Source organism: Streptomyces sp. NPDC050997, assembly GCF_040660135.1.
Taxonomy (GTDB): domain Bacteria; phylum Actinomycetota; class Actinomycetes; order Streptomycetales; family Streptomycetaceae; genus Streptomyces.
This window is the reverse complement of sequence record NZ_JBFAGK010000007.1, coordinates 160,426-180,386: the sequence shown is the minus strand read 5'-3', so window position 1 is coordinate 180,386 and position 19,961 is coordinate 160,426. Positions and strand designations below refer to the sequence as shown.

Below are 19,961 nucleotides of genomic sequence, written 5' to 3'. Positions count from 1 at the left end.
CTGACATCCCCTTCGCGCCCTTCGGCTCAGGGCTGCGGGAGTTCGCCGGCCAGTGACGGGATCAGCGATTCGAGATCGCTGGGAAAGCCGCTCGGCAGTTCGGTCGGGAACCGCGACGGCAGATCGCTGGGCAGTCTGCTGGGCACCTCGGTCGGCAGGCTGAAGGACGGCGCGGGAGCTGGGCTGGTGCCGGCGCTGCTCTCGGCGGGCGGCTGCTTGTCCGGCGCATCGTCGTTCCCCGAGGCCATGAGGACCACCGCGACGACCGCCACGGCGGCCACGATCACGGCCAGCAGGACGTAGAGGGGGCCGCGTCGCCTTCTCGGGCCGCCCGGATCGCCGGTGGGGCTCAAAGGCTGAGTCGGAGGCGAATTGCCGTACGAAGGCGGTCCGTGGTGGCCGTAGCCGTCAGGAGGTGGTCCGAAACCGCCGCCCTGAGGCGGGGTGTCGTCCGGCGGTCCGGGTGGTCGAGGGGGTACCGGCGGCATGCCCATACCCTCCAGAGTCGCCCCGAACCGGTCATGTCGCGACCCCCGCACGGAAGTTGATACGGACTCACGCCATGGACCGCATGATTCCGGCACATTCCGTGCGGGGAGCTCCGGGAGGGCCGCTCAAGGCGGCACGCGCGCGTGCGGTCAGCCACGCGCTCCCAGCAGGTGGTCCATCGCCAGCTGGTCGAGCCGCTCGAAGGCCATCCCGCGCGCGGCGGCCGCCTCGATGTCGAACTCCTCGAAGGCCGTACGGTCCGCGAGCAGCGCCTTGAGGCCGTCGGCCGCGGTGGGCTGCGCCAGTTCGTCCAGACGCGAGGCGCGCAGGGCTTCCTGGACCTCGGGGTCGGCACGGAAGGTGGCCGCACGGTCCTTCAGGATGAGGTAGTTGCGCATGCAGCCCGCGGCCGACGCCCACACGCCGTCGAGGTCCTCGGTGCGCGGGGGCTTGAAGTCGAAGTGCCTCGGGCCCGCGTAACCCGCGCGCTCCAGGAGGTCGACCAGCCAGAAGGCGGCACGCAGGTCTCCGGCGCCGAAGCGCAGGTCCTGGTCGTACTTGATGCCGGACTGACCGTTGAGGTCGATGTGGAAGAGCTTGCCCGCCCACAGGGCCTGCGCGATGCCGTGCGGGAAGTTCAGCCCGGCCATCTGCTCGTGGCCGACCTCGGGGTTGACGCCGTACAGCTCGGGGCGCTCCAGGCGCTCGATGAACGCCAGCGCGTGGCCGACCGTGGGCAGCAGGATGTCGCCGCGCGGCTCGTTGGGCTTGGGCTCGATCGCGAAGCGCAGGTCGTAGCCCTGTTCGGTCACGTACTCGCCGAGGAGGTCGAAGGCCTCCTTCATGCGGTCGAGGGCGTCGCGCACGTCCTTGGCGCCACCGGACTCGGCGCCCTCACGTCCGCCCCAGGCGACGTAGATCTCGGCGCCGAGCTCGGCCGCGAGGTCGATGTTGCGGATCGTCTTGCGCAGGGCGTAACGGCGTACGTCGCGGTCGTTGGCGGTGAACGCGCCGTCCTTGAAGACGGGGTGCGTGAAGAGGTTGGTGGTGGCCATCGGCACCTTCATGCCGGTCGCGTCGAGAGCCTCACGGAAGCGCTTGATGTGCGCCTCGCGCTCGGTGTCGGAGGACCCGAAGGGGATCAGGTCGTCGTCGTGGAAGGTCACACCGTGGGCGCCGAGCTCGGCCAGGCGCTGCACCGACTCGACCGGGTCGAGGGCCCGGCGGGTGGCGTCGCCGAACGGGTCCCGTCCCTGCCAGCCGACGGTCCACAGGCCGAAGGTGAACCTGTCCTCGGGGGTGGGCTGGTAGTTCATGCCGCGGCTCCTTGTCGCTTGCGACTGCTTGCTGCCGACTATTTCGTCATGGCGATTTACAAATTAGTATGCCGACGCGTCTCTGGGAAGGGACAAGATGTCTTCAGGCAGAGACGCGAACGCAGTGAGAGACATGAGCCGCACTTAGGGAGAGCCCGATGTCAGCAGCCGAGGGTCCGCTCGTCGTCGGTGTGGACACATCCACACAGTCCACCAAGGCCTTGGTCGTCGACGCGTCGACGGGACGGGTGGTGGCCGCCGGACAGGCCCCGCACACCGTGTCCTCGGGGGCCGGCCGTGAGAGCGACCCACGCCAGTGGTGGGACGCGCTGGGCGAGGCCCTGCGCCAGTGCGGGGACGCGGCGCGCGAGGCGGCCGCGGTGTCGATCGGCGGACAGCAGCACGGCCTGGTCACGCTGGACGCACAGGGGGAACCGGTGCGTCCGGCCCTGCTGTGGAACGACGTGCGCTCGGCGCCGCAGGCTCGCCGGCTGACCGAGGAGCTCGGCGGCGCGAAGTTCTGGGCCGAACGCACCGGCTCCGTTCCGGCCGCCTCCTTCACGGTCACGAAGTGGGCCTGGCTGGCCGAGCACGAGCCGGAGGCCCTCCGCGCCACCAAGGCCGTACGTCTGCCCCACGACTACCTCACCGAGCGGCTCACCGGCCAGGGCACGACCGATCGCGGCGACGTCTCCGGCACCGGCTGGTGGGCGTCGGCGACGGAGGCGTACGACAGCGAGATCCTCGCCCATGTGAGACTCGATCCCGCCCTGCTGCCTCGTGTGGTCCGCCCCGGCGAAGTGGCCGGTACCGTGCGCGACGGCCACGGCCTGCCGTTCGCCAAGGGAACCCTGGTCGCCCCCGGAACGGGCGACAACGCCGCCGCCGCGCTCGGTCTGGGCCTGCGCCCCGGCACCGCCGTGCTGAGCCTGGGCACCTCCGGCACGGTCTACGCGGTCTCCAAACGCCGCCCCACCGACCCGACCGGCACCGTGGCGGGCTTCGCCGACGCCCACGGCGACTGGCTGCCACTGGCCTGCACCCTGAACTGCACACTCGCCGTCGACCGCGTCGCCGCGCTGCTGGGTCTCGACCGCGAGGCGGTGGAGCCGACGACGGACGTCACCCTCCTGCCCTACCTGGACGGCGAACGCACCCCGAACCTGCCGAACGCCTCCGGACTGCTGCACGGCCTGCGCCACGACACCACCGGCGGCCAGCTTCTGCAGGCCGCGTACGACGGCGCCGTCCACGCGCTGCTCGGCGCGCTCGACCTGGTCCTCGACGAGGACGCCGACCGTTCGACCCCACTGCTGCTGATCGGCGGCGGCGCCCGGGGCACGGCCTGGCAGCAGACCGTACGACGGCTGTCGGGGCGGCCCGTCCAGGTACCCGAGGCCAAGGAACTGGTCGCGCTGGGCGCGGCGGCCCAGGCGGCCGGCCTGCTGACCGGCGAGGACCCGGGCGCGGTGGCCCGACGCTGGAACACGGCAGCCGGGCCGGTGCTCGACGCCGTGGAGCGGGACGAGGCGGCCCTGGCCAGGATCTCCGGGGTACTCTCCGACGCGGCCCCGCTGCTGGAGCGGGGGACGGATCCGAGCTGACGGACACCTGTGACGCACGACAGTCGACGTGCGGACCCGGCCGTCGACCGACCGCCGGACACCACCGACCGAGGACGGACGGAGGCATGACCGCACCGCTGCACCAGGCCCACCCGGCCGGCCCCGGGCGTGCGCTGCCCGACACCCAGCAGGGCATGCGGCGGCGCAACCTCGCCCGGGTCATGCACGCCGTCAGTGCCGAGGGGCAACTCTCCCGCGCCACCGTCGCCTCGCGCATCGGTCTCACCCGCGCCGCGGTGTCGAGCCTCGTCGACGAACTCATCCGGTCGGGACTGCTGGAGGAACTCGGGCCGGAGCGGCCCGGCCGAGTGGGCAGGCCGGGGTCGGCGCTGGCGGTCAGCGGGCGCGGACCTGCCGGGATCGGCGCCGAGGTCGGCGTGGACCACCTCGCGGTGTGCGCGGTCGACCTGCGCGGAGAGATACGGGCCCGGGCGGTGCGGTACGGCGCGAACCGGGGCCGCTCCCCCGAACCGGTGATCGTGGAGCTCACCGACCTGGTGTGCCGGGTCGTCGCCGAGGCGGAGGGCGAGGGGCTGTGGCCCGCCGGGCTGGCCGTGGCCGTGCCCGGGCTGGTGGCGCGTGACGCCCGGACCGTCGTACACGCCCCGAACCTCGACTGGCACGACACGGACCTCGGTGCCCTGCTGCCCGCGGAGTTCACGCCGACCGTGGGCAACGAGGCCAACTTCGGTGCCCTCGCCGAACTCTGGCTCGGTGACGGCACCCCCCGCGACTTCCTGCACGTGTCCGCCGAGATCGGCATCGGTGCCGCGGTCGTCGTGGACGGCCGCCTGCTGCACGGAACCCGAGGTTTCGCGGGTGAGTTGGGGCATGTGCCGGTCCATCCGGACGGGCCGGTCTGCCCGTGCGGCGGACGCGGCTGCCTGGAGCAGTACGCCGGCGAGGAGGCGGTGCTGCGGGCGGCCGGTCTGGAGCCGGGCGAGGACCGCGTCGGTCTGCTCGCGCAGCGGGCCACGCACGGCGACGAGAACGTACGGGATGCCCTGCGCGATGCGGGAGAGGCGCTCGGGATCGCGCTGACCGGAGCGGTCAACCTGCTGGACCCCGAGGGTGTCGTGCTCGGCGGTGCGCTCGCGGGGCTGGCGCCCTGGCTGCTGCCGTCGCTGCGGGACGAGCTGGCCCGACGCACGGCGGGGCCGGTCTGCCCGGTGTCCGTGTCCCGGCTGGGTTCCGAGGGACCGTTGCTGGGGGCCGCGCACTCGGTGGTACGGGCGGTGCTGGACGATCCGGCGGTGGTGGCCGAACGGGTCTGATCCCTGGGCGACTTCCCCGGCTCAGGTCCGGCCGACCCATCGATCCGCGGCGACTTCACTCGTCCGGGTGAGCAGGTTTTCCACAACCGTGCCGCCGTCCACGGAAGCACACGACGCCCAGCTGCCCAACCGGCAAGCGCCGTACCGTGATTCACGCGAGACGCAGCCGTCGTGAACAGCGGGTGCGTCCGGCTGAAGCGGGATCACATGCCGGCAGGGGCTACCTGTCGGGGCGCATGTCGGGGCACATGACGGGGGGCACATGTCGAGTGAAGACAGCAGCACCGGAACTGCGGCGCGACGCCGTCGGACTGCGCGAGGTCCTGCTCGCGCCTACGGATACAGCGGGCTGGACGGGTACCGGTTCGCGCCCCAGGCCGTGGAGTCCCCGTCGGCCAGTGTGCGACACCAACCACACCTGCGTGGCCAAGATCCGCGAGGAACGGCTGCCCGAGCGCGAGACTCACCGAGGGGTGCACGCCCGGCTTCGGCAGGCAGCGGCGACGCTACGAGGCTGAGCGCGCCCCCCGTCCCACGAGTGAACCCCCCACCTTCGAAAGGCACTCCCCATGGAACGCGCAAGACCGTTCCCGAGCAGGCGCCGGCTGTTGCAGGGCGCCGCCCTCGCCGCCATCCCGACCGCTCTGCTGCCCGACACGCTCGCCCGAGCGCAGGCCCGGGCCGTCGACTACCCGTCGGCCGAATGGCAGCCGGCGGTCGCTTCCAACTACACGGTCTCCCGTCGCCCCGCCTCCTATCCCCTCGACTTCGTGGTCATCCACGTCACCCAGGAGACGTACGCCGACACGCTGGCCATCTTCCGCGACCCCCAGCGGCAGGTGTCCGCGCACTACGTCGTCCGGTCGGCCGACGGTCATGTCGCGCAGTGCGTCCGGGAGGCCGACATCGGCTGGCACGCCGGGAACTGGGACTACAACACCCGCAGCATCGGCATCGAACACGAGGGCTGGGTGGACCGGCCCGCCTACTTCACCGACGCACTGTACGAGCAGTCGGCGAGACTCACGGCCGCGATCTGCGCGAACTACGGCATCCCCAAGAACCGCAAGCACATCATCGGCCACTACGAGGTACCGGGTGCGGACCACACCGACCCCGGCCCCCACTGGGACTGGGACCGCTACATGAGGCTGGTCGACCTCGCCTGACCGAAGGTGCGGAATCGCTGGCGGAATCACCGGGCGTCCCGGCCCGCCGTTCGGGTGGCACGGTCGAAACGGTTGTCCGCGCGCGTACCCGGAGTGACGATGTCCCCAAGAGTTCGCCTTTCGGGAGGCCGAGTTGTCCGATCCCTGGGTGGCCCTGGAACCGGGGGCCGACCCTGCCGAGCGTGTGCGGATGCTGCGGCGCGCGCACGAGACGTTCACGGAAGCGGGCACCGTGCCACGCCCGGTGCGTTCGGTGGTGGCCGACTCCTGGCGGCGTTCGGCCCGGGCCGGGGTCGGGCCCGACGGCACCGCGAGCGTGGAGCTCTTGGACGGTGACCTCGGCGCCTACCGGGCCGAGCACCCGCTGGCGCGGGTGATGCCGCTGTTCCGTGAGCTGCTGGGCACGTTCGCCGCGGACGGCGAGCACCTGCTCGCCGTGTGCGACACGCACGGCAGGCTGCTGTGGGTCGAAGGTCATCCGTCCACCCGCCGCAAGGCGGACCGGATGAACTTCGTCCCGGGGGCGCGGTGGGCGGAGACCGCGGTCGGGACGAACGCGCCGGGCACGGCGGTCGCCGTGGACCGGCCGGTGCAGGTGTTCGCGGCCGAGCACTTCATCCGGCGGGTGCAGCCCTGGACCTGCGCGGCGGCCCCGGTGCACGACCCCCGCTCCGGGCGGGTGCTCGGGGCCGTCGACATCACCGGCGGGAACGGCCTGGCGCATCCGCACAGCCTGGGGTTCGTACAGGCCGTGGCGCGGGCCGCCGAGTCCCAACTGGCGCTGCTGCTGCCCGAACAGCCCGCGGTCGACATGCCGGAACTCAGCGCGCTGGGCCGCGACGAGGCACAGCTGTGCACCGCCGGGCGCAGGGTCCGGCTCAGCCGTCGGCACAGCGAGATCGTGGTGCTGCTGGCCCACCGTCCGGAGGGGCTGAGCGGCGACGAGTTGCTGTGCGCGCTGTACGAGGACGAGTCGGTGACGCCGGTGACGCTGCGCGCCGAACTGGCCCGACTGCGCCGGACACTGGGTCCGGGTCTGCTCGCGTCGCGTCCCTACCGGCTCACCGTGCCGGTCGAGTCGGATGTCGCCGTCGTGGAACGGAGGTTGGAGACCGGCGCCGTGACGGCGGCGACGAGGGCGTACCCGGGCCCGCTGTTGCCGGGCTCGCGGGCACCGGCGGTGGTGAGGCTGCGGCGACGCCTCGCCGACGGCCTGCGTTCGGCGCTGATCGCCCGCCGGGACCCCGACCTGCTGGCGGACTGGGCACACGCTCCGTGGGGCGAGGAGGACCTGGACGTGTGGCGGGCGCTCGCCACGGTGCGGTCGACGGCGTCGGTCCGGGCACGTCTGGCGGCACTGGAGTCCGAGTTGGCGGCGCCGGCGGCGTGGCCACGTCCGACGACACCCTGACCGGAACACCCGGGTGATGCGGCCTCGGCCGCGCGTTCCGGGCTCCGCGACCCGGGCGGCCACGCAACGTACTTGCAACCTCCCGCTTCCTAGCCTCGGGCCGAGAGCTGCCCAACGGCGGGCAGCGCTTCTGAGGGAGGCAGACCGGCATGACCCGATACGCGGCGCCCGGAACCGAGGGCGCGACCGTCTCCTACCAGGCGCGCTACGACCACTTCATCGGCGGCGAGTACGTGCCACCGGCCGGCGGACAGTACTTCGAGAACCCGTCCCCGGTGAACGGGCAACCGTTCACGGAGATCGCGCGCGGCACCGCGGCGGACGTGGAGAAGGCACTCGACGCGGCGCACGCGGCCGCCCCGGCCTGGGGCCGCACCTCGGTGACCGAGCGCTCCGACATCCTGCTGAAGATCGCGGACCGGATGCAGGCGCATCTCGAACCCCTGGCGGTGGCGGAGAGCTGGGAGAACGGGAAGCCCGTCCGGGAGACGCTGGCGGCCGACATCCCGCTCGCCATCGACCACTTCCGCTACTTCGCGGGAGCGATCCGCGCGCAGGAAGGCTCAGTCGGCGAGGTCGACGACGACACGGTGGCGTACCACTTCCACGAGCCGCTGGGCGTCGTAGCGCAGATCATCCCCTGGAACTTTCCCATCCTGATGGCCACATGGAAGCTGGCCCCCGCTCTCGCGGCGGGCAACGCGGTCGTCATCAAGCCCGCCGAGCAGACCCCGGCGTCCATCCACTACTGGATGAGCCTCATCGCGGACCTGCTCCCGCCCGGCGTGGTGAACATCGTCAACGGCTTCGGCGCGGAGGCGGGCAAGCCGCTGGCGTCCAGCCCGCGGGTGGCGAAGGTGGCGTTCACGGGCGAGACCACGACGGGGCGGCTGATCATGCAGTACGCCTCGGAGAACATCAAGCCCGTCACCCTGGAACTCGGCGGCAAGTCGCCCAACATCTTCTTCGACGACGTATGGGCGCAGAACGACGACTTCCGTGACAAGGCGCTCGAAGGCTTCACCATGTTCGCGCTCAACCAGGGCGAGGTGTGCACCTGCCCGTCCCGGGCGCTGGTCCAACGGGGCCACTACGCCGAGTTCCTGGAGGCGGCCGTAGCACGCACGAAGCTGATCAAGCCCGGTCACCCCCTCGACACCGACACGATGATCGGCGCCCAGGCCTCCAACGACCAGCTGGAGAAGATCCTCTCCTATCTGGACATCGGCCGGCAGGAGGGCGCGAAGGTCCTCACGGGTGGTGAACGCGTCCAGTACGACGGTGAGTTGAAGGGCGGCTACTACGTCCAGCCGACCATCTTCGAGGGTGACAACCGGATGCGGATCTTCCAGGAGGAGATCTTCGGACCGGTGGTCTCGGTGACGTCCTTCGACGACTTCGACGACGCGATCAAAATCGCCAACGACACGCTGTACGGGCTCGGTGCGGGCGTCTGGACGCGGGACATCAACACGGCCTACCGCGCGGGCCGGGCGATCCAGGCGGGCCGCGTCTGGACGAACTGCTACCACGCCTACCCGGCGCACGCCGCCTTCGGCGGATACAAGCAGTCGGGGATCGGGCGTGAGAATCACAAGATGATGCTGGAGCACTATCAGCAGACGAAGAATCTACTGGTGAGCTACTCGCCCAAGAAACTCGGGTTCTTCTAGGGCGCCTGAAGTGGGGGGCCTAGCTTGGCGTTTGCCATGTTGGCCCCCTCATCACCAACGCGTCGTACGGCAATCCGCCTGACCGATTCATCTCGATATGTCTATGCCCTGGACAGATCTTCCGGACCAGTCGCGGACCAAGGAACGCACCCACTTGGCCTGACCAGCCTCGGCAGGACTGTGGCGACTGGACGCCGAGCCCGGGCAGCGCGTCATGAGCCACGGGGAACCACGCACACTCGGCGGCACAGCCTCAGACAAATCAGTGGGGTTACAGCGGACGATGCACACATCTTTCGCCCTCGTTGCGACGGACCGCGGTTACGTGCAGGGGCTCGGTGTACGGGTTCGACCCGATCCGGGAGGTGCTGCGGCACCGGGATGACGGCTTAGCTGTCGCGGCGGTCCATCAGTGACCCTGTCCCTCCACCGCTATGGGCGAATGACCCACAGGTCAATCAGCCGAAACCGTCCGTGAGTGTGCAAGCAATAGGCATGACGACACAGGACCCGAGCCTCTGAGGAGGTCCGGGTCCCTGCACAGCAATGTCATGCGGTCGTGCCGTGCGCCAGCGCACGGGCCTTGGCCGCCCACTCCCCCATCCTCGTGATGACGGAGGTCAGTTGCTTCACCGCGGCGGAGATCTCCTTCACCGGCTTGCGGAGGTGCCGGCTGACCCGTAGCAAGCCGACCGCCGAGGTGCCGAAGGAACTAATCTGTGCGAGACCGTCCTGGGCAGCCTCGTCCAGGGACATCAACTGCTCCAGGAATTCCTCCGCTCCCTCGCCGCGTTCGTGGGGCGGCGTCATCTCGATGAGCCCCAGCGCGGCTCGCACCCCGCTGTCCAGGGTCGCCATCCGCTCCGCGAACGCAGCGGCGACGGTGTTCAGTTCGCCCGCTGGTGCACTGATCGTCTCCGCGTACCGAGCGACGGCAGCGAGTTGTGCGCTCGCGGGCGCGTTCGCCTGGGTCAGATCGGCCATCTCGGTACTGGACTGCTCGGTCAGTGCTCCGATCGTCTCGATCGTCTTCGTGATCGCCTCCATGTCGGCGTCCATCTCGGCCAGCCCGTCCTCGATCACGGCGAAGTCGTCGAGCAGACCGGGCGAGTCTTCGTCCTCCCCCTTTCCGCCGTCGTCGGTCTCGTATGCGGAGTCCGGTCCGTCACCGGCCTGGAGTCCGCGCAGCACCCGTGCCGGCGTGAGAAGTTCGAAGCCGTCCCGGAGGCCGGCCTCCAGGGCGCTCTCGATCTCCTTGCGCGCTCCGGCCAGATGGCTGCGCGCCCGCTCGTAGTGGATCGTCCTGATCGACGCGATGTCGAAAGGCAGCTGTCCGACCTCCCCGATGTGAATCGTCGGCTTGCCGGTGATGTGCCGCAGCCCCAGCTCGTACATGACATTGGGATTGCCGCCGCTGACGTCCGCGACGACCAGGTCGGACTCGACGACGTATCGGCAGATCTGCTCGTTGATGTCACCGGCGTGCGCGATGCCGTCCGCGCGCAAGGCGCTGATGCCGTACTTCTCGCAGGCCGGGGCGATCACCTGCTCGAAGATGGCGAGGTGGTGTTCGTACGCCTCGCGCTCGGGGCTGCCGTGCGCGGCATGCGAGTTTCCGATGGGGCCGACCACGAAGCACCTCAGGGGTTCATCGGACTCCTGCCGGAGCGTCTGTGACGTAATCATTCGGGATCCTCCGATGCGTGAGCGTTGTTGTCGTAGGGCGGGGCGGCGGACGGCGCGTCGTCCTCCAGGGGGACGACGTACACCGGCCGCTCCTCAATGCCGAGCGTGCGCAGCAGGTAAGCGGTGGGGATGCGGTAGCGTCCGCCGACCCGCAGCACGGGGCACGGGAAAGTGCCGAGGCGAATCAGCTTGTAGGCCGTGGCGGGGCAGATCCTGAAGGCGCGGGCAGCGGTGCGCAGGTCGACGCTCAGGGGCAGATCAAGGGCTTCCGCAAAGCCGAGCGGCGGGCCGGATCGCCCGCTCACCGCCGGGCTCCCGCGGGGTGCAGGACCAGTGTGCCGACGAGGTCGGCCTCCTCGTGGCGGCGGGCCTGGAACACCAGGTCAGGCAGGCGGGTACCGGTCTGCCGGCCATCTTGCCGGGGACGCGGCTCGGCGAAGCGAATCGTGGCGTACAGGCCCTCGCGGTCGGGCGGGGGCGTGATGTGCACTTCCCATCCCTCGGGTGGGCGGGGCCGTTCCTCCGGCGGAAGAATGGCGTTGCGGGTCTCGGCGAAGGCGCTGATGTCGACGACGGGGATCTCCCGCGTGACACGCTTCGCGTAGGCCCACATCCGGTTCACCGCCTCCTTGACCAGGCACCTGCCCGTATCCGGGCCATCCGGGTCCGCCGTCTCGATGGCGGCAAGCACGGCCAGGACTGCCTCCGCCTCCAGGTCAGCCCGCGCGACCCGCCGCCAGCGGCGCAGGATCCGATGCAAATTCCGGTACAGCCCCGGCAGCACCAGCCAGACGACGAGCAACCGTCCGGTACCGTCGCCTCCCCTCGACTCCCGCTGGGCCTCCGTAACGGCCTGTCGCCATACCGCCGCACCCAGCGCCGCGTCCCGTCGCGGGCCGTAGAGCGCCGTCCTGCTCTCCTCCGGGGAGAGCAGGACCTCACGGGAGCCGACGCGTACCGTGAGGGACGACCGCGTGGCGTCAGGTGGTCCGAGGACGTCCCGATCGATCCGGGCGAAGACGCTCCCGGGTCCGGTCGATGTCATGCCTCCTCCTTGCTGACCTCGTCGGGCCGGAAGTCCGCCAGGGCAGCTGCGGCTCGGCCGCAGGCACGTGTGAGGTCGGTCAGGGCCGACCTCACAGCCACGTGCCATGTCGTGTGGGTCGGGCGCACTGTGGCGTTCCAGCGCATGGACCACGCGGTGGGCGGGTGGACGTGAATGTCGCCGTATACGGCGTGACCGACGTTCACCCCGTAGTCCGCCCACTGGCTGTCGCCCCTCTCTCGCCGGGGCGGGGCCTTGTAGGAGCCCGTCACCAGGCGCGCCCCGAGTCGGCCTGCGGAGAAGACGAGGGCAGACCGACGGTGAGACCGCCGACGACGTCCCGGCCTACAGCGGCGCCCTGATGGACGTACTGGGAGACAGGCGCACAGCTCTGCACGCCGGCATCCGGCAAGGGCGCCTGCGCCTGCGTCATCGCCGACCGCACGTCGTCCGGCGCGTGACCCGGTACGCGGATCCAGCCGTAGCCGCCGAACTCCTTCACCTTCACGTGGACGCGCACGTACTGCGCTGGGTCGAGTTCCCGTCGCCTGGACCGTACGACGTCCTGGTACAGCCGGTCCGACACGATGACGGCGAGATGCGCGGAGGTGAGGGTGGCGAGTACGGCTCGGAGCTGGGGCGCGTTGAGGTAGCGCGCCACAGCGACCGGGGCCGGGCCCGCGTGGCCCAGAGCGGCGTCCGAGACCACACCGGTGTCCACGGCCAGCCGCAGCCTGATCCGCTGAATGCCCGGTCGGGCATTGCGGTCCCCGAGGCGGACCGCGAGATGGTGGACGAAGGGGCCGAGAACGGCGTCCTCCGGCGTGAGCTCGGGGAGGACGGCGAACTCCAGGTCACCCTGCGGCTGACGCGTCCAGGTCGCCCGGTCCAGCCCGGCCAGCGCGGCCGCCTCGTCCAGCATCCGGACCAGCTCGGACTGGACGACCGACTGCGTCCGGGTGTCGAGACGGCTGTACTGCTCCACGTCCGCGGCCAGGCACAGCCGACGCTGTGTCAGGTCGTCCGGCGGGCGGGAATGAGAGAGCTCTTTCACTACAACTGACCACCTTCCAGGAGGGGTTGGGTGCGATGCACGCCAACTGTGCCCGGAAGGAGCGGGAGTAGCCGAGGAAACCGCATTAGTGCGGTTTGCTTGCCCTGTTCCCAGGCGACGGCACACTCAGCCGGGCTGCCTTGCGCAGGCGGGCCATGTCCTCGACAGAGGTTTTCCGAGAGCCGGTGGTGATGATCTCGCGGTTGCGCAGGTGAGCGAGAGCCTTGTGGACGGTGTCCGTGGTGGACGCGGTGAGGGCGGCGAACTCCGACTGGGACAGGTCCACGTCAATGCGCACCTTGTTCCAGTTGGGTCCCCTGAACGTCTCCGCGGGCCGCCCGTACGACTCCGCGAGTTCGACGAGGACGCGCGCCAGCCGAACCGGGACCGGGTATCCACCCAACTCGAGCCGCAGGCGGTCGGATCGGCTCAGCCGACCACAAACCATCTGGATGAGCGACAGCGACATCTCCGGATGAGCGAGGAGGAAGTCCGTGAGCTCGTGTCTCGGGATGACAGTAGCGACCACATCGCCGCAGGCGGTAACCGTGGCTGAGCGTGGTCCGACACCCATCGCCGCCCTCTCACCCACGACGTCCCCGGCGATCCAGATGTCCATGAGCGACACCCGGTCGCGGTCCAACCGAGCGGTTGCCTTCACCAAGCCCTTGTGGAGGACCACCAGTTCCTGATCGTGGTCGCCTTCATGGATGAGTACGTCTCCCACGGCGTAGCGGCGTCGCGTACCGAGCTGGATGAAGGCCGCGCGCGCTTCGGGCGACAGCGTGTTGAGGAAGGTCGCACAGCTGTAGGAATTCGAGCCCTGTGTCATCTGCACAGCACAGCACTCGGTCACCCCGGCATCGGACGTTTTCGCCCCCTCCGCCAGCGCGCGCCGGACGCACGCCGGGGCGCGCGGCGGCGCACGGCCGGAGCATCCTGCGGGGCCAGAACCGAGCGGAGCCCCTCCCATCAGCTCCGGCCGGAATCAGCGATCGCCTCGACCACGCCGTACGATCCGAAGAACAAGAGCTGGTCCAGCAGATCGAGGATCTCGGACCGGCGCGTGGGGGAAGTTGCCTGAACATACGCGCGAACCAGTAGGCGGCCGATGTGGCGGGCGTCGGCCGCCGCACTGCGGGCGAGGTCGCCCGAAGCGACTGCGAACACCGCGACAAAGCGCCGCACGCATGCCAGAACCAGTTCGTCGACCCGGTCCGGAGCGTCTTCGAGCGTAATCAGCAGCTGAGGCAGAGCGGCCCCGAAAGTGCGGGAGTCGATCAGTGCGGTCAGTGTCCGCCGGTAGGGCCCCAGACGTCGGCCGCGCAGAGCGGCGGCCACCGTAGCGGCGGCTTCCCGCACTTCCTCCTCGGGATCGTGAAAGAACCGGACGAGTGCGTGATGGGCGAGGGCCGCGTCACCGGTGTTCAGAAGGCGCTGGGCGCACACGGCGGCGGCTCCCCGCCGCTGTGCCGTGTCGTTCCCGGCAAGCACCTTGGCCAACAGGTCAGGCGTCTCCCACTCCATCGCGGCAAGCGCGGCTACTTGGCCGCCGACCCGACGCACCGGCGCCGCCGCAGAGTGCAGCATGCGTTCTGTCAGCGGTACGGCCGCCGCCGGGTCCCCGTGCATCAGGGCAACGGCAAGGCGGGGAACATACGGTGACGCCAGCAGGTGGTCAGGAGCCTGGACCAGCACCGCGAAGGCCTCGGTCGCCGCGAGGCGGTCGTGACGGATCGCGGCACGCAGCACATGGGCCGCGCATGCCCGGACGCCAAGGGAGGGGTCGGCCGCCAATCTTCCCAGGTGGGGGACGATCAAGGCGGCGCGGGATCCGTCGGCGTCGTGGACGAGCAGATCGCCCAGACTCTTCGCCGCGCTGCCCCGTACGGTGTTGATTCCGACGGTGAGCAGGTCACGCGTCACGTCGCCCCTATCCGCGTCGTAAGCACCGTCGGCGTCGCTCGGATCACCCGAGTCGAGAGCGCGGCCGAGAAGCGCCTCCACCAGGTCCAGTGGCACCAGGGCGAGGTACTTCTGCAGGGCGTGCCCCAGCCACCGGTCATGCGACGACAAACCCCTGCCGGCGAAATGGCGCACCGCCGCGAAGACGGCCTCCGGATCGCGGTACGGCTCGGCCTCCCCCAAGCCGAGGAGCAGCGAGGCACCGTAGGCCGGATGTGTACCGGCGTCGACGCGCAGGGCGAGCCTCGCGAACCGACGGGGGTCCGCCACCGTCGTGCTCCGCAGCACGTGCGACAACTCGCGCGCGCCACCAGTATGTGTCGCCCAGTCGATTCGGTCCTGGCTGTGTTTCCTCATGGCCTTGAGCCACTGGTCGTCACTCATGCGCTGGGCCGCTTCCACCGGGATCGGCGAGCCTACGAACCCACCCGTCATCCCCTCCGGTTCGTCCGGTTCCCGTCGGTCGCCGTGGAGTCGGCTGAGTTCTCCGAGTCGGCGCCTCGCACGCTCGGAAAGCCGCTCTTCGGGCAGCGCCGTCAACAGAGTGAACTCGTGCCAGGGGGACAGTTCTTCGTCCGGGGGGAGGCGCAGGTGGAGCAGGTACTGCTCCAGCCGCCCGACAGTATGATCCGGTAGGGCGCCACCGATGGCGCGGAGGACCTCGCGGGCGCCCCACACGACGTTGTCGGCATAGCCGGACAGTAGACGGCGTCCACCCTGGAGGAGAATGTCGGCGGCCCACGTGGCGAGGTCGGGTCCCCCCGCGGCCAACGCCTGCTGTCCTTGCGGCCTCAACGCGGCCTCAATGAGGCCGCAAGGGGCAAGACCGACGACATCGAGAGTGATCTCGCCAGCTGGATAGGACCTCTCGAACTCGCCCGCGGCGGATTCCCCTACCGACGGGCGAGGCTCCACCACATGTGCGGGCGTGGAATCTCGTGCCCTTTCCGCGGTGCCGATGTCTAGCTTGCCTCGGCATGGAGAGCCCTGGCGCGCCGGTCGTCGGCAGCCTCTCGGCGCGCCCCGGCCACCTCCCCGTCGGATCAGACCGTGAACTCCCGGATCACCACGTTCCGGAACACCGCCTGCCCGTCGATCGTGAACAGCGCCAGTGCGGTGTCGGACGGGTCGGGGAAGGCCTCGGTCGAGTGCACGTACCGGCCGTCGCCGACGAACATCTCGACGGACGTACGGTCGACGAGGATCCGCAGGCGGACCGTGCCGGCGGACAGGTCGAACGGCGTGCGGCTCTCCTGCCAGCGGCCGGAGGCGTCGGGGCTCACGGAGTAACCGCGGTTGACGAAGGCGTAGTCGCCGTAGACTCCCGCGTCGATGTGCCGCCCACCGTCCGACGACCGCCGCAACTGGAGTCCGGCGCCCACCAGTTGGTCCCAGGTGATCTCACAGGTCAGCTCGTACGCGGTGCCCGTGTAGTCGAGCGGTCGTGTGCCGTCGACCGCGATGTCGCCGAGGTCCACCGTGCGCGACACATGGTCGTCCAGGGCCGCCACCGGCTGGGACGCCAGGTAGTACGTACCCGACGCGTGCTTCAGTCGTACCTCGCGGACGATCGAGTCGGCGCCGTTGAAGCCGTCGCACTCGATGGTGGGCGTGGTGTTCGCGTAGTCCCAGTGGTTCATCCAGCCGATCGCATACCGCGCGTCGGGGTCCAGGACCCCGCTCGCGTCACGTTTGTCGAAGGTCACCGCCGCGTACCAGTCCCAGCCGTGGTCCAGCCACTGGGGATCGGGCGCGTCGGCGGTGAAGGCCGTACCGTCGAAGGAACCCGTCCAGTACGCGAACGTGCTCGGCAGCCCGGAGCCCTTGCCGTTGGCGCTGACGCCCAGCACCCACTTCCAGGTCCCGTCGTCCGCCCTGATCCGGAACAGGTCGGGGCACTCCAGGACGCCGATGCCGCCCTTGATAAAGCCGCCGACGTACGTCCACGCCTTGAGGTCGGCGGAGTGGTAGAAGCCGACTTTGTCGTTCTCGGCGAGCAGCATCACCCACCGCCCGCGCTCCTCGTCGCGGATCACCTTGGGGTCGCGGAAGTCCCGTACGCCGGGGTTGGGGAGGACCGGGGCGGTGCCGTGGTTCGTGAAGGTGCGGCCGTCGTCCGTCGAGTAGTACAGGTACTGGGCCTGGGTGACGTCGTCGGGCGCCATGGTGGCGATGACGATCACCGCGCCCGCGCCGAAGCCCGCCGTGTCGTCCGTGTCGACCACCGCCGAGCCGGACCAGACATCGCCGTTGGAAGTCGTGTTCTTCGGCACCGCGATGCCCCGGTCGGTGAAGGAGACGAGGTCGGTGCTGGTGGCCAGGCGCCAGGCGGTGCCGGCCGTCGTGCCGCCCGTCGAGTAGTCGGGGTTGTAGAGGTAGTAGTAGTGATACTCGCCGTCGATCCAGATCGGGCGCTGCGGGTCGTTCATCCACTGGTCGGGGACCGTGAAGTGGTACTCGGCGCGGTAGCTGCCCGTGCACGCGGCCGTCGCCTCGCGGGGCACCGCCTCCGCCGGTCTCACGAGGTCCGGCAGCAGAACCCCGGCGCTGCCGACGGCCGAGGCTGTCAGCAGCGACCGCCTGGACAGCGTCTTCCCCGGGCCGAGCGAACCCGAGCCGAGCGAACTCCTCTTCATGCCACGCATCGTGCGGCTCCCTTCCCCGACGTCGTCGTCGGGACGCGGCTCATGTGGACCGGAACCGTATACCTAACTCGTTAAAGGTCAAGCCCTCGCGCACCGGCCGTTCGTAACTCCCCATCCGCGCACATCCCTTGACAGAGCCGCAGCGGGGTTCTCATCATCATGAAATCAATTCGGCTAACACGAGTTAGGCTCGCCGATGACCGACTCGCTCCTCTCCCGACGGGCCCTGATGCGCTACGGCGCATACGGCGCCGGAGCCGCCGCTCTCGCCGGTGTCGCGGCCGGCTGGGACCGCCTCACCGCCGCCGACATCCCCGGCCGCGACGACGGCTCGCTCGTCATCGCCACCCTGGGCTCCGCCTTCAACCCCGAGGCGCAGCGAGCCCTGCGCGACGGATTCCGCGAGGTCCACCCCGACATCAGGATCCGCATCAACCCCGTACAGGCCTACGACTGGTCGGACTTCTTCTCCAAGATCCTCACCCAGATCGCCGCGGGCACGGCACCCGACCTCGTGTACGTCGCCACCGAGGGCGTGCAGCTCTTCGCCCAGCGGCTCGGCGTACCGCTGGACAGGTGGGCGAAGCGGGACGCGGCCGAGCTGCGCACGTACTTCGCCGACGTCCATCCCTCGCTGGTCGAGTCGATGATGTACGAGGGGAGCCTCTACCAGCTGCCGGTCGAGTTCAACGCGGCCGACATGTACCTCAACAGCCGGGTCCTCGAACGCGCGGGTGCCGACCTCCCCGACGACGACTGGACCCACGACGACTTCACAACGCTGCTGCGAGCGATGAAACGCAGCAACGGCGACCGGTTCACCCCGTACTTCTGGACCAACCGGCTGTGGGGCGGAGTGGTCCCCTGGCTCTTCGCCAACGACACCAACCTCCTCACCGAGTCCAAGGCCCCCGGCGGCGACTGGCTCTGGAACTCCTTCTATCCCGAGGCACAGCGGCGCGGCCGGGGCGGCGGCTACCGGTGGACGACACCCCTGGCCGACTCCGACCGCGTCGCGGAGGTCTACGACTACCTCTCCTCCCTCGTCCAGGAGGACCTGTGCACCCGGCCGGAGGGCGGCGACGGCCGCAACCTCGTCGGCGTCTTCTCCACCGGCCGCGTCGGTGTCACGCCCGCGGGCGGCTTCTGGGCGGGCGGCCTGCATCAGGCGGGCATGAAACCGGCCGACTACGACGTGCGCTACTTCCCGCGCCGGCGCACCCGGCGTCACCAGTTCGGCGCCGCCGGGTACGCGATGCTGCGCACGTCGAAGATGCGGGACGAGGCCTGGGAGTTCATCAAGTACACCGCCCGCAAGGACGTGATGACCCAGCTCTTCGCGGCCAACCAGACCACTCCGGCCCGCCGCTCCATGGTCGACGAGGCCCGCTACCGGGAGACCGGCCCGGCCCACTGGCAGGTCTTCTACGACACCCTCGACAAGATCCCCACCACCGGCCCGATCCCGGCCCCGCCGCAGGTCAACGAGGTCGAGCAGCTGCTGATCAAGCACACCGGAACCGCCCTTGCGAGCCCCGGCGCGGTGCGTCCCGCGCTGCGCCGGCTGCAGGGGGACCTGGAGAAGGCCATGGAGCGTGAAGTGTGACGAACACCGAGATCAGGCCCGTGGGGCCGGAGCCCGCCCGCACCCGCAAGAGCCGCAGGAACCGCAGGACCGGTCAGACCCGTAAGGCATCCGAGTCCACGGCCGCCACCACCATCCGCACCCGGGGCACCCGTCTCCTCGCCGTACTGTTCCTCGCGCCCACCGTCGTCGGCATCGTCGTCTTCACGGTCGTACCGATCGTCGGCTCGGTCGTCCTCAGCCTCTTCCAGTGGGACGTGATCGACGATCCGCGGTGGGCCGGAGCGGCCAACTACCGGGAGATCCTGACCGATTCGACGGTCCTCGTCTCCTTCCGCAACACGCTCGTCTTCATGGTGCTCGCGGTCGCACTCCAGTTGCTGATCGCGCTCGTGCTGGCCATCGCGGTGAACGGCCGGATGCCCAAGTGGCTGCGGTCCGTGTTCCGTTCGGCGTTCTTCTTCCCGCTGGTGCTGTCCGCCGCGTCCATCTCGGTGGTGATGAAGTACCTGTTCAACCAGGACTTCGGCCCCGTGAACTGGCTCCTTTCCACGGTCGGTATCCCCTCGGTCTCCTGGCTGACCTCGGAGAACGGGGCGATGGCGGCCGTGGTCCTGGCGTACGTCTGGCAGCAGTTCGGCTTCTCGTTCCTGCTGTTCGTCGGCGGCCTGAACAACATCCCGAAAGAGGTGCACGAGGCGGCTTCGCTGGACGGCGCGAGCGGGGTGCGCAAACACCTCGCCATCACCCTGCCGCTGCTGTCGCCCACGCTGCTGGTGGCGTCCGTGGTCGGCATCATCAACGCCCTCCAGGTCTTCGAGCAGCCGTACGTCCTCACGGCGGGCGGTCCCGGCGACTCGACGCGCACGGTCGTGATGGTCATCTACGAGACGGCCTTCGAGCAGCTCCGCTTCGGCGAGGCGTCCGCCGTGGGCGTCCTGCTCTTCGCCCTGATCATGGCGGTCACCGCACTCCAGTTCCGGCTCAGCCGGCGTTACGTCCACTACCAGTGAGCCGGGTGAGT

The 19,961-nt window shown here is 70.0% G+C and carries 16 protein-coding genes and 1 pseudogene; 8 read left to right on the top strand and 9 right to left on the bottom strand.

The window, feature by feature from the left end; genetic code table 11:
- Positions 1-26: 26 nt before the first annotated feature.
- Together AB0H86_RS18270 and xylA are read right to left on the bottom strand one after the other, a co-directional pair.
- Positions 27-353 carry a hypothetical protein gene (locus tag AB0H86_RS18270; RefSeq protein ID WP_362438998.1) on the bottom strand — a complete coding sequence of 109 codons (327 nt, stop codon included), beginning with the start codon at positions 351-353 and terminating at the stop codon, positions 27-29.
- Between the two features lie 285 nt (positions 354-638).
- Positions 639-1,805, bottom strand: a complete 1,167-nt coding sequence (xylA, locus tag AB0H86_RS18265) for a xylose isomerase (RefSeq protein ID WP_362438995.1) — start codon at positions 1,803-1,805, stop codon at positions 639-641.
- A gap of 158 nt (positions 1,806-1,963) precedes the next feature.
- On the opposite strand from xylA, the gene xylB reads away from it, so the two are divergent.
- From xylB to AB0H86_RS18235, 6 genes and pseudogenes are all read left to right on the top strand, one after another.
- On the top strand, positions 1,964-3,409 hold the full coding sequence (gene xylB / locus AB0H86_RS18260) for a xylulokinase (RefSeq protein WP_362438992.1): 1,446 nt from the start codon (positions 1,964-1,966) through the stop codon (positions 3,407-3,409).
- A gap of 86 nt (positions 3,410-3,495) precedes the next feature.
- Positions 3,496-4,704, top strand: coding sequence for an ROK family transcriptional regulator (locus tag AB0H86_RS18255; protein WP_362438989.1), 1,209 nt, complete (start codon positions 3,496-3,498; stop codon positions 4,702-4,704).
- A gap of 328 nt (positions 4,705-5,032) precedes the next feature.
- Positions 5,033-5,222, top strand: a pseudogene (locus tag AB0H86_RS18250) (acetamidase); the annotation flags it as partial.
- A 51-nt stretch (positions 5,223-5,273) separates the two neighbouring features.
- Positions 5,274-5,873, top strand: a complete 600-nt coding sequence (locus tag AB0H86_RS18245) for an N-acetylmuramoyl-L-alanine amidase (protein WP_362438986.1) — start codon at positions 5,274-5,276, stop codon at positions 5,871-5,873.
- 133 nt (positions 5,874-6,006) lie between these two features.
- Entirely contained in the window at positions 6,007-7,284 is a 1,278-nt protein-coding gene (locus AB0H86_RS18240; protein WP_362438983.1) for a GAF domain-containing protein, read from the top strand.
- A 149-nt stretch (positions 7,285-7,433) separates the two neighbouring features.
- A complete protein-coding gene (locus tag AB0H86_RS18235) occupies positions 7,434-8,957 on the top strand; it encodes an aldehyde dehydrogenase family protein (protein WP_362438980.1) in 1,524 nt (507 codons plus the stop codon).
- A gap of 549 nt (positions 8,958-9,506) precedes the next feature.
- Here AB0H86_RS18235 and AB0H86_RS18230 read toward each other — a convergent pair.
- The 7 genes from AB0H86_RS18230 to AB0H86_RS18200 all read right to left on the bottom strand — a co-directional run bounded on the left by AB0H86_RS18230 (position 9,507) and on the right by AB0H86_RS18200 (position 17,343).
- On the bottom strand, positions 9,507-10,643 hold the full coding sequence (locus tag AB0H86_RS18230; RefSeq protein ID WP_362438977.1) for a hypothetical protein: 1,137 nt from the start codon (positions 10,641-10,643) through the stop codon (positions 9,507-9,509).
- Positions 10,640-10,948 carry a helix-turn-helix domain-containing protein gene (locus AB0H86_RS18225; protein WP_362438974.1) on the bottom strand — a complete coding sequence of 103 codons (309 nt, stop codon included), beginning with the start codon at positions 10,946-10,948 and terminating at the stop codon, positions 10,640-10,642. The genes AB0H86_RS18230 and AB0H86_RS18225 overlap by 4 nt, the downstream gene beginning before the upstream one ends.
- The gene (locus AB0H86_RS18220) at positions 10,945-11,688 is read right to left on the bottom strand and encodes a hypothetical protein (protein WP_362438971.1); all 744 of its coding nucleotides are present in this window, start codon (positions 11,686-11,688) and stop codon (positions 10,945-10,947) included. Before AB0H86_RS18220 ends, AB0H86_RS18225 begins: the two co-directional genes overlap by 4 nt.
- A 268-nt stretch (positions 11,689-11,956) precedes the next feature.
- Positions 11,957-12,742 (bottom strand): hypothetical protein, encoded by a 786-nt coding sequence (locus tag AB0H86_RS18215; RefSeq protein WP_362438968.1) that lies wholly within the window; start codon positions 12,740-12,742, stop codon positions 11,957-11,959.
- 85 nt (positions 12,743-12,827) lie between these two features.
- On the bottom strand, positions 12,828-13,574 hold the full coding sequence (locus AB0H86_RS18210) for a Crp/Fnr family transcriptional regulator (RefSeq protein WP_362438965.1): 747 nt from the start codon (positions 13,572-13,574) through the stop codon (positions 12,828-12,830).
- A 140-nt stretch (positions 13,575-13,714) separates the two neighbouring features.
- Positions 13,715-15,478, bottom strand: coding sequence for a hypothetical protein (locus AB0H86_RS18205; RefSeq protein ID WP_362438962.1), 1,764 nt, complete (start codon positions 15,476-15,478; stop codon positions 13,715-13,717).
- A 272-nt stretch (positions 15,479-15,750) separates the two neighbouring features.
- Positions 15,751-17,343, bottom strand: coding sequence for a glycoside hydrolase family 32 protein (locus AB0H86_RS18200; RefSeq protein ID WP_362438959.1), 1,593 nt, complete (start codon positions 17,341-17,343; stop codon positions 15,751-15,753).
- Between the two features lie 205 nt (positions 17,344-17,548).
- Here AB0H86_RS18200 and AB0H86_RS18195 point away from each other — a divergent pair, with 205 nt between their 5' ends.
- Positions 17,549-18,958 (top strand): extracellular solute-binding protein, encoded by a 1,410-nt coding sequence (locus tag AB0H86_RS18195; RefSeq protein ID WP_362438956.1) that lies wholly within the window; start codon positions 17,549-17,551, stop codon positions 18,956-18,958.
- Positions 18,955-19,950, top strand: a complete 996-nt coding sequence (locus AB0H86_RS18190) for a sugar ABC transporter permease (protein ID WP_362438953.1) — start codon at positions 18,955-18,957, stop codon at positions 19,948-19,950. Before AB0H86_RS18195 ends, AB0H86_RS18190 begins: the two co-directional genes overlap by 4 nt.
- The last annotated feature ends 11 nt before the right edge of the window (positions 19,951-19,961 follow it).

Coding starts and splice junctions, on each gene's coding strand:
- xylA (WP_362438995.1), bottom strand. CDS start 1,805: ATGAACTACCAGCCCACCCCCGAGGACAGGTTCACCTTCGGCCTGTGG.
- xylB (WP_362438992.1), top strand. CDS start 1,964: ATGTCAGCAGCCGAGGGTCCGCTCGTCGTCGGTGTGGACACATCCACA.
- AB0H86_RS18255 (WP_362438989.1), top strand. CDS start 3,496: ATGACCGCACCGCTGCACCAGGCCCACCCGGCCGGCCCCGGGCGTGCG.
- AB0H86_RS18245 (WP_362438986.1), top strand. CDS start 5,274: ATGGAACGCGCAAGACCGTTCCCGAGCAGGCGCCGGCTGTTGCAGGGC.
- AB0H86_RS18235 (WP_362438980.1), top strand. CDS start 7,434: ATGACCCGATACGCGGCGCCCGGAACCGAGGGCGCGACCGTCTCCTAC.
- AB0H86_RS18230 (WP_362438977.1), bottom strand. CDS start 10,643: ATGATTACGTCACAGACGCTCCGGCAGGAGTCCGATGAACCCCTGAGG.
- AB0H86_RS18220 (WP_362438971.1), bottom strand. CDS start 11,688: ATGACATCGACCGGACCCGGGAGCGTCTTCGCCCGGATCGATCGGGAC.
- AB0H86_RS18210 (WP_362438965.1), bottom strand. CDS start 13,574: ATGACACAGGGCTCGAATTCCTACAGCTGTGCGACCTTCCTCAACACG.
- AB0H86_RS18200 (WP_362438959.1), bottom strand. CDS start 17,343: ATGAAGAGGAGTTCGCTCGGCTCGGGTTCGCTCGGCCCGGGGAAGACG.
- AB0H86_RS18195 (WP_362438956.1), top strand. CDS start 17,549: ATGACCGACTCGCTCCTCTCCCGACGGGCCCTGATGCGCTACGGCGCA.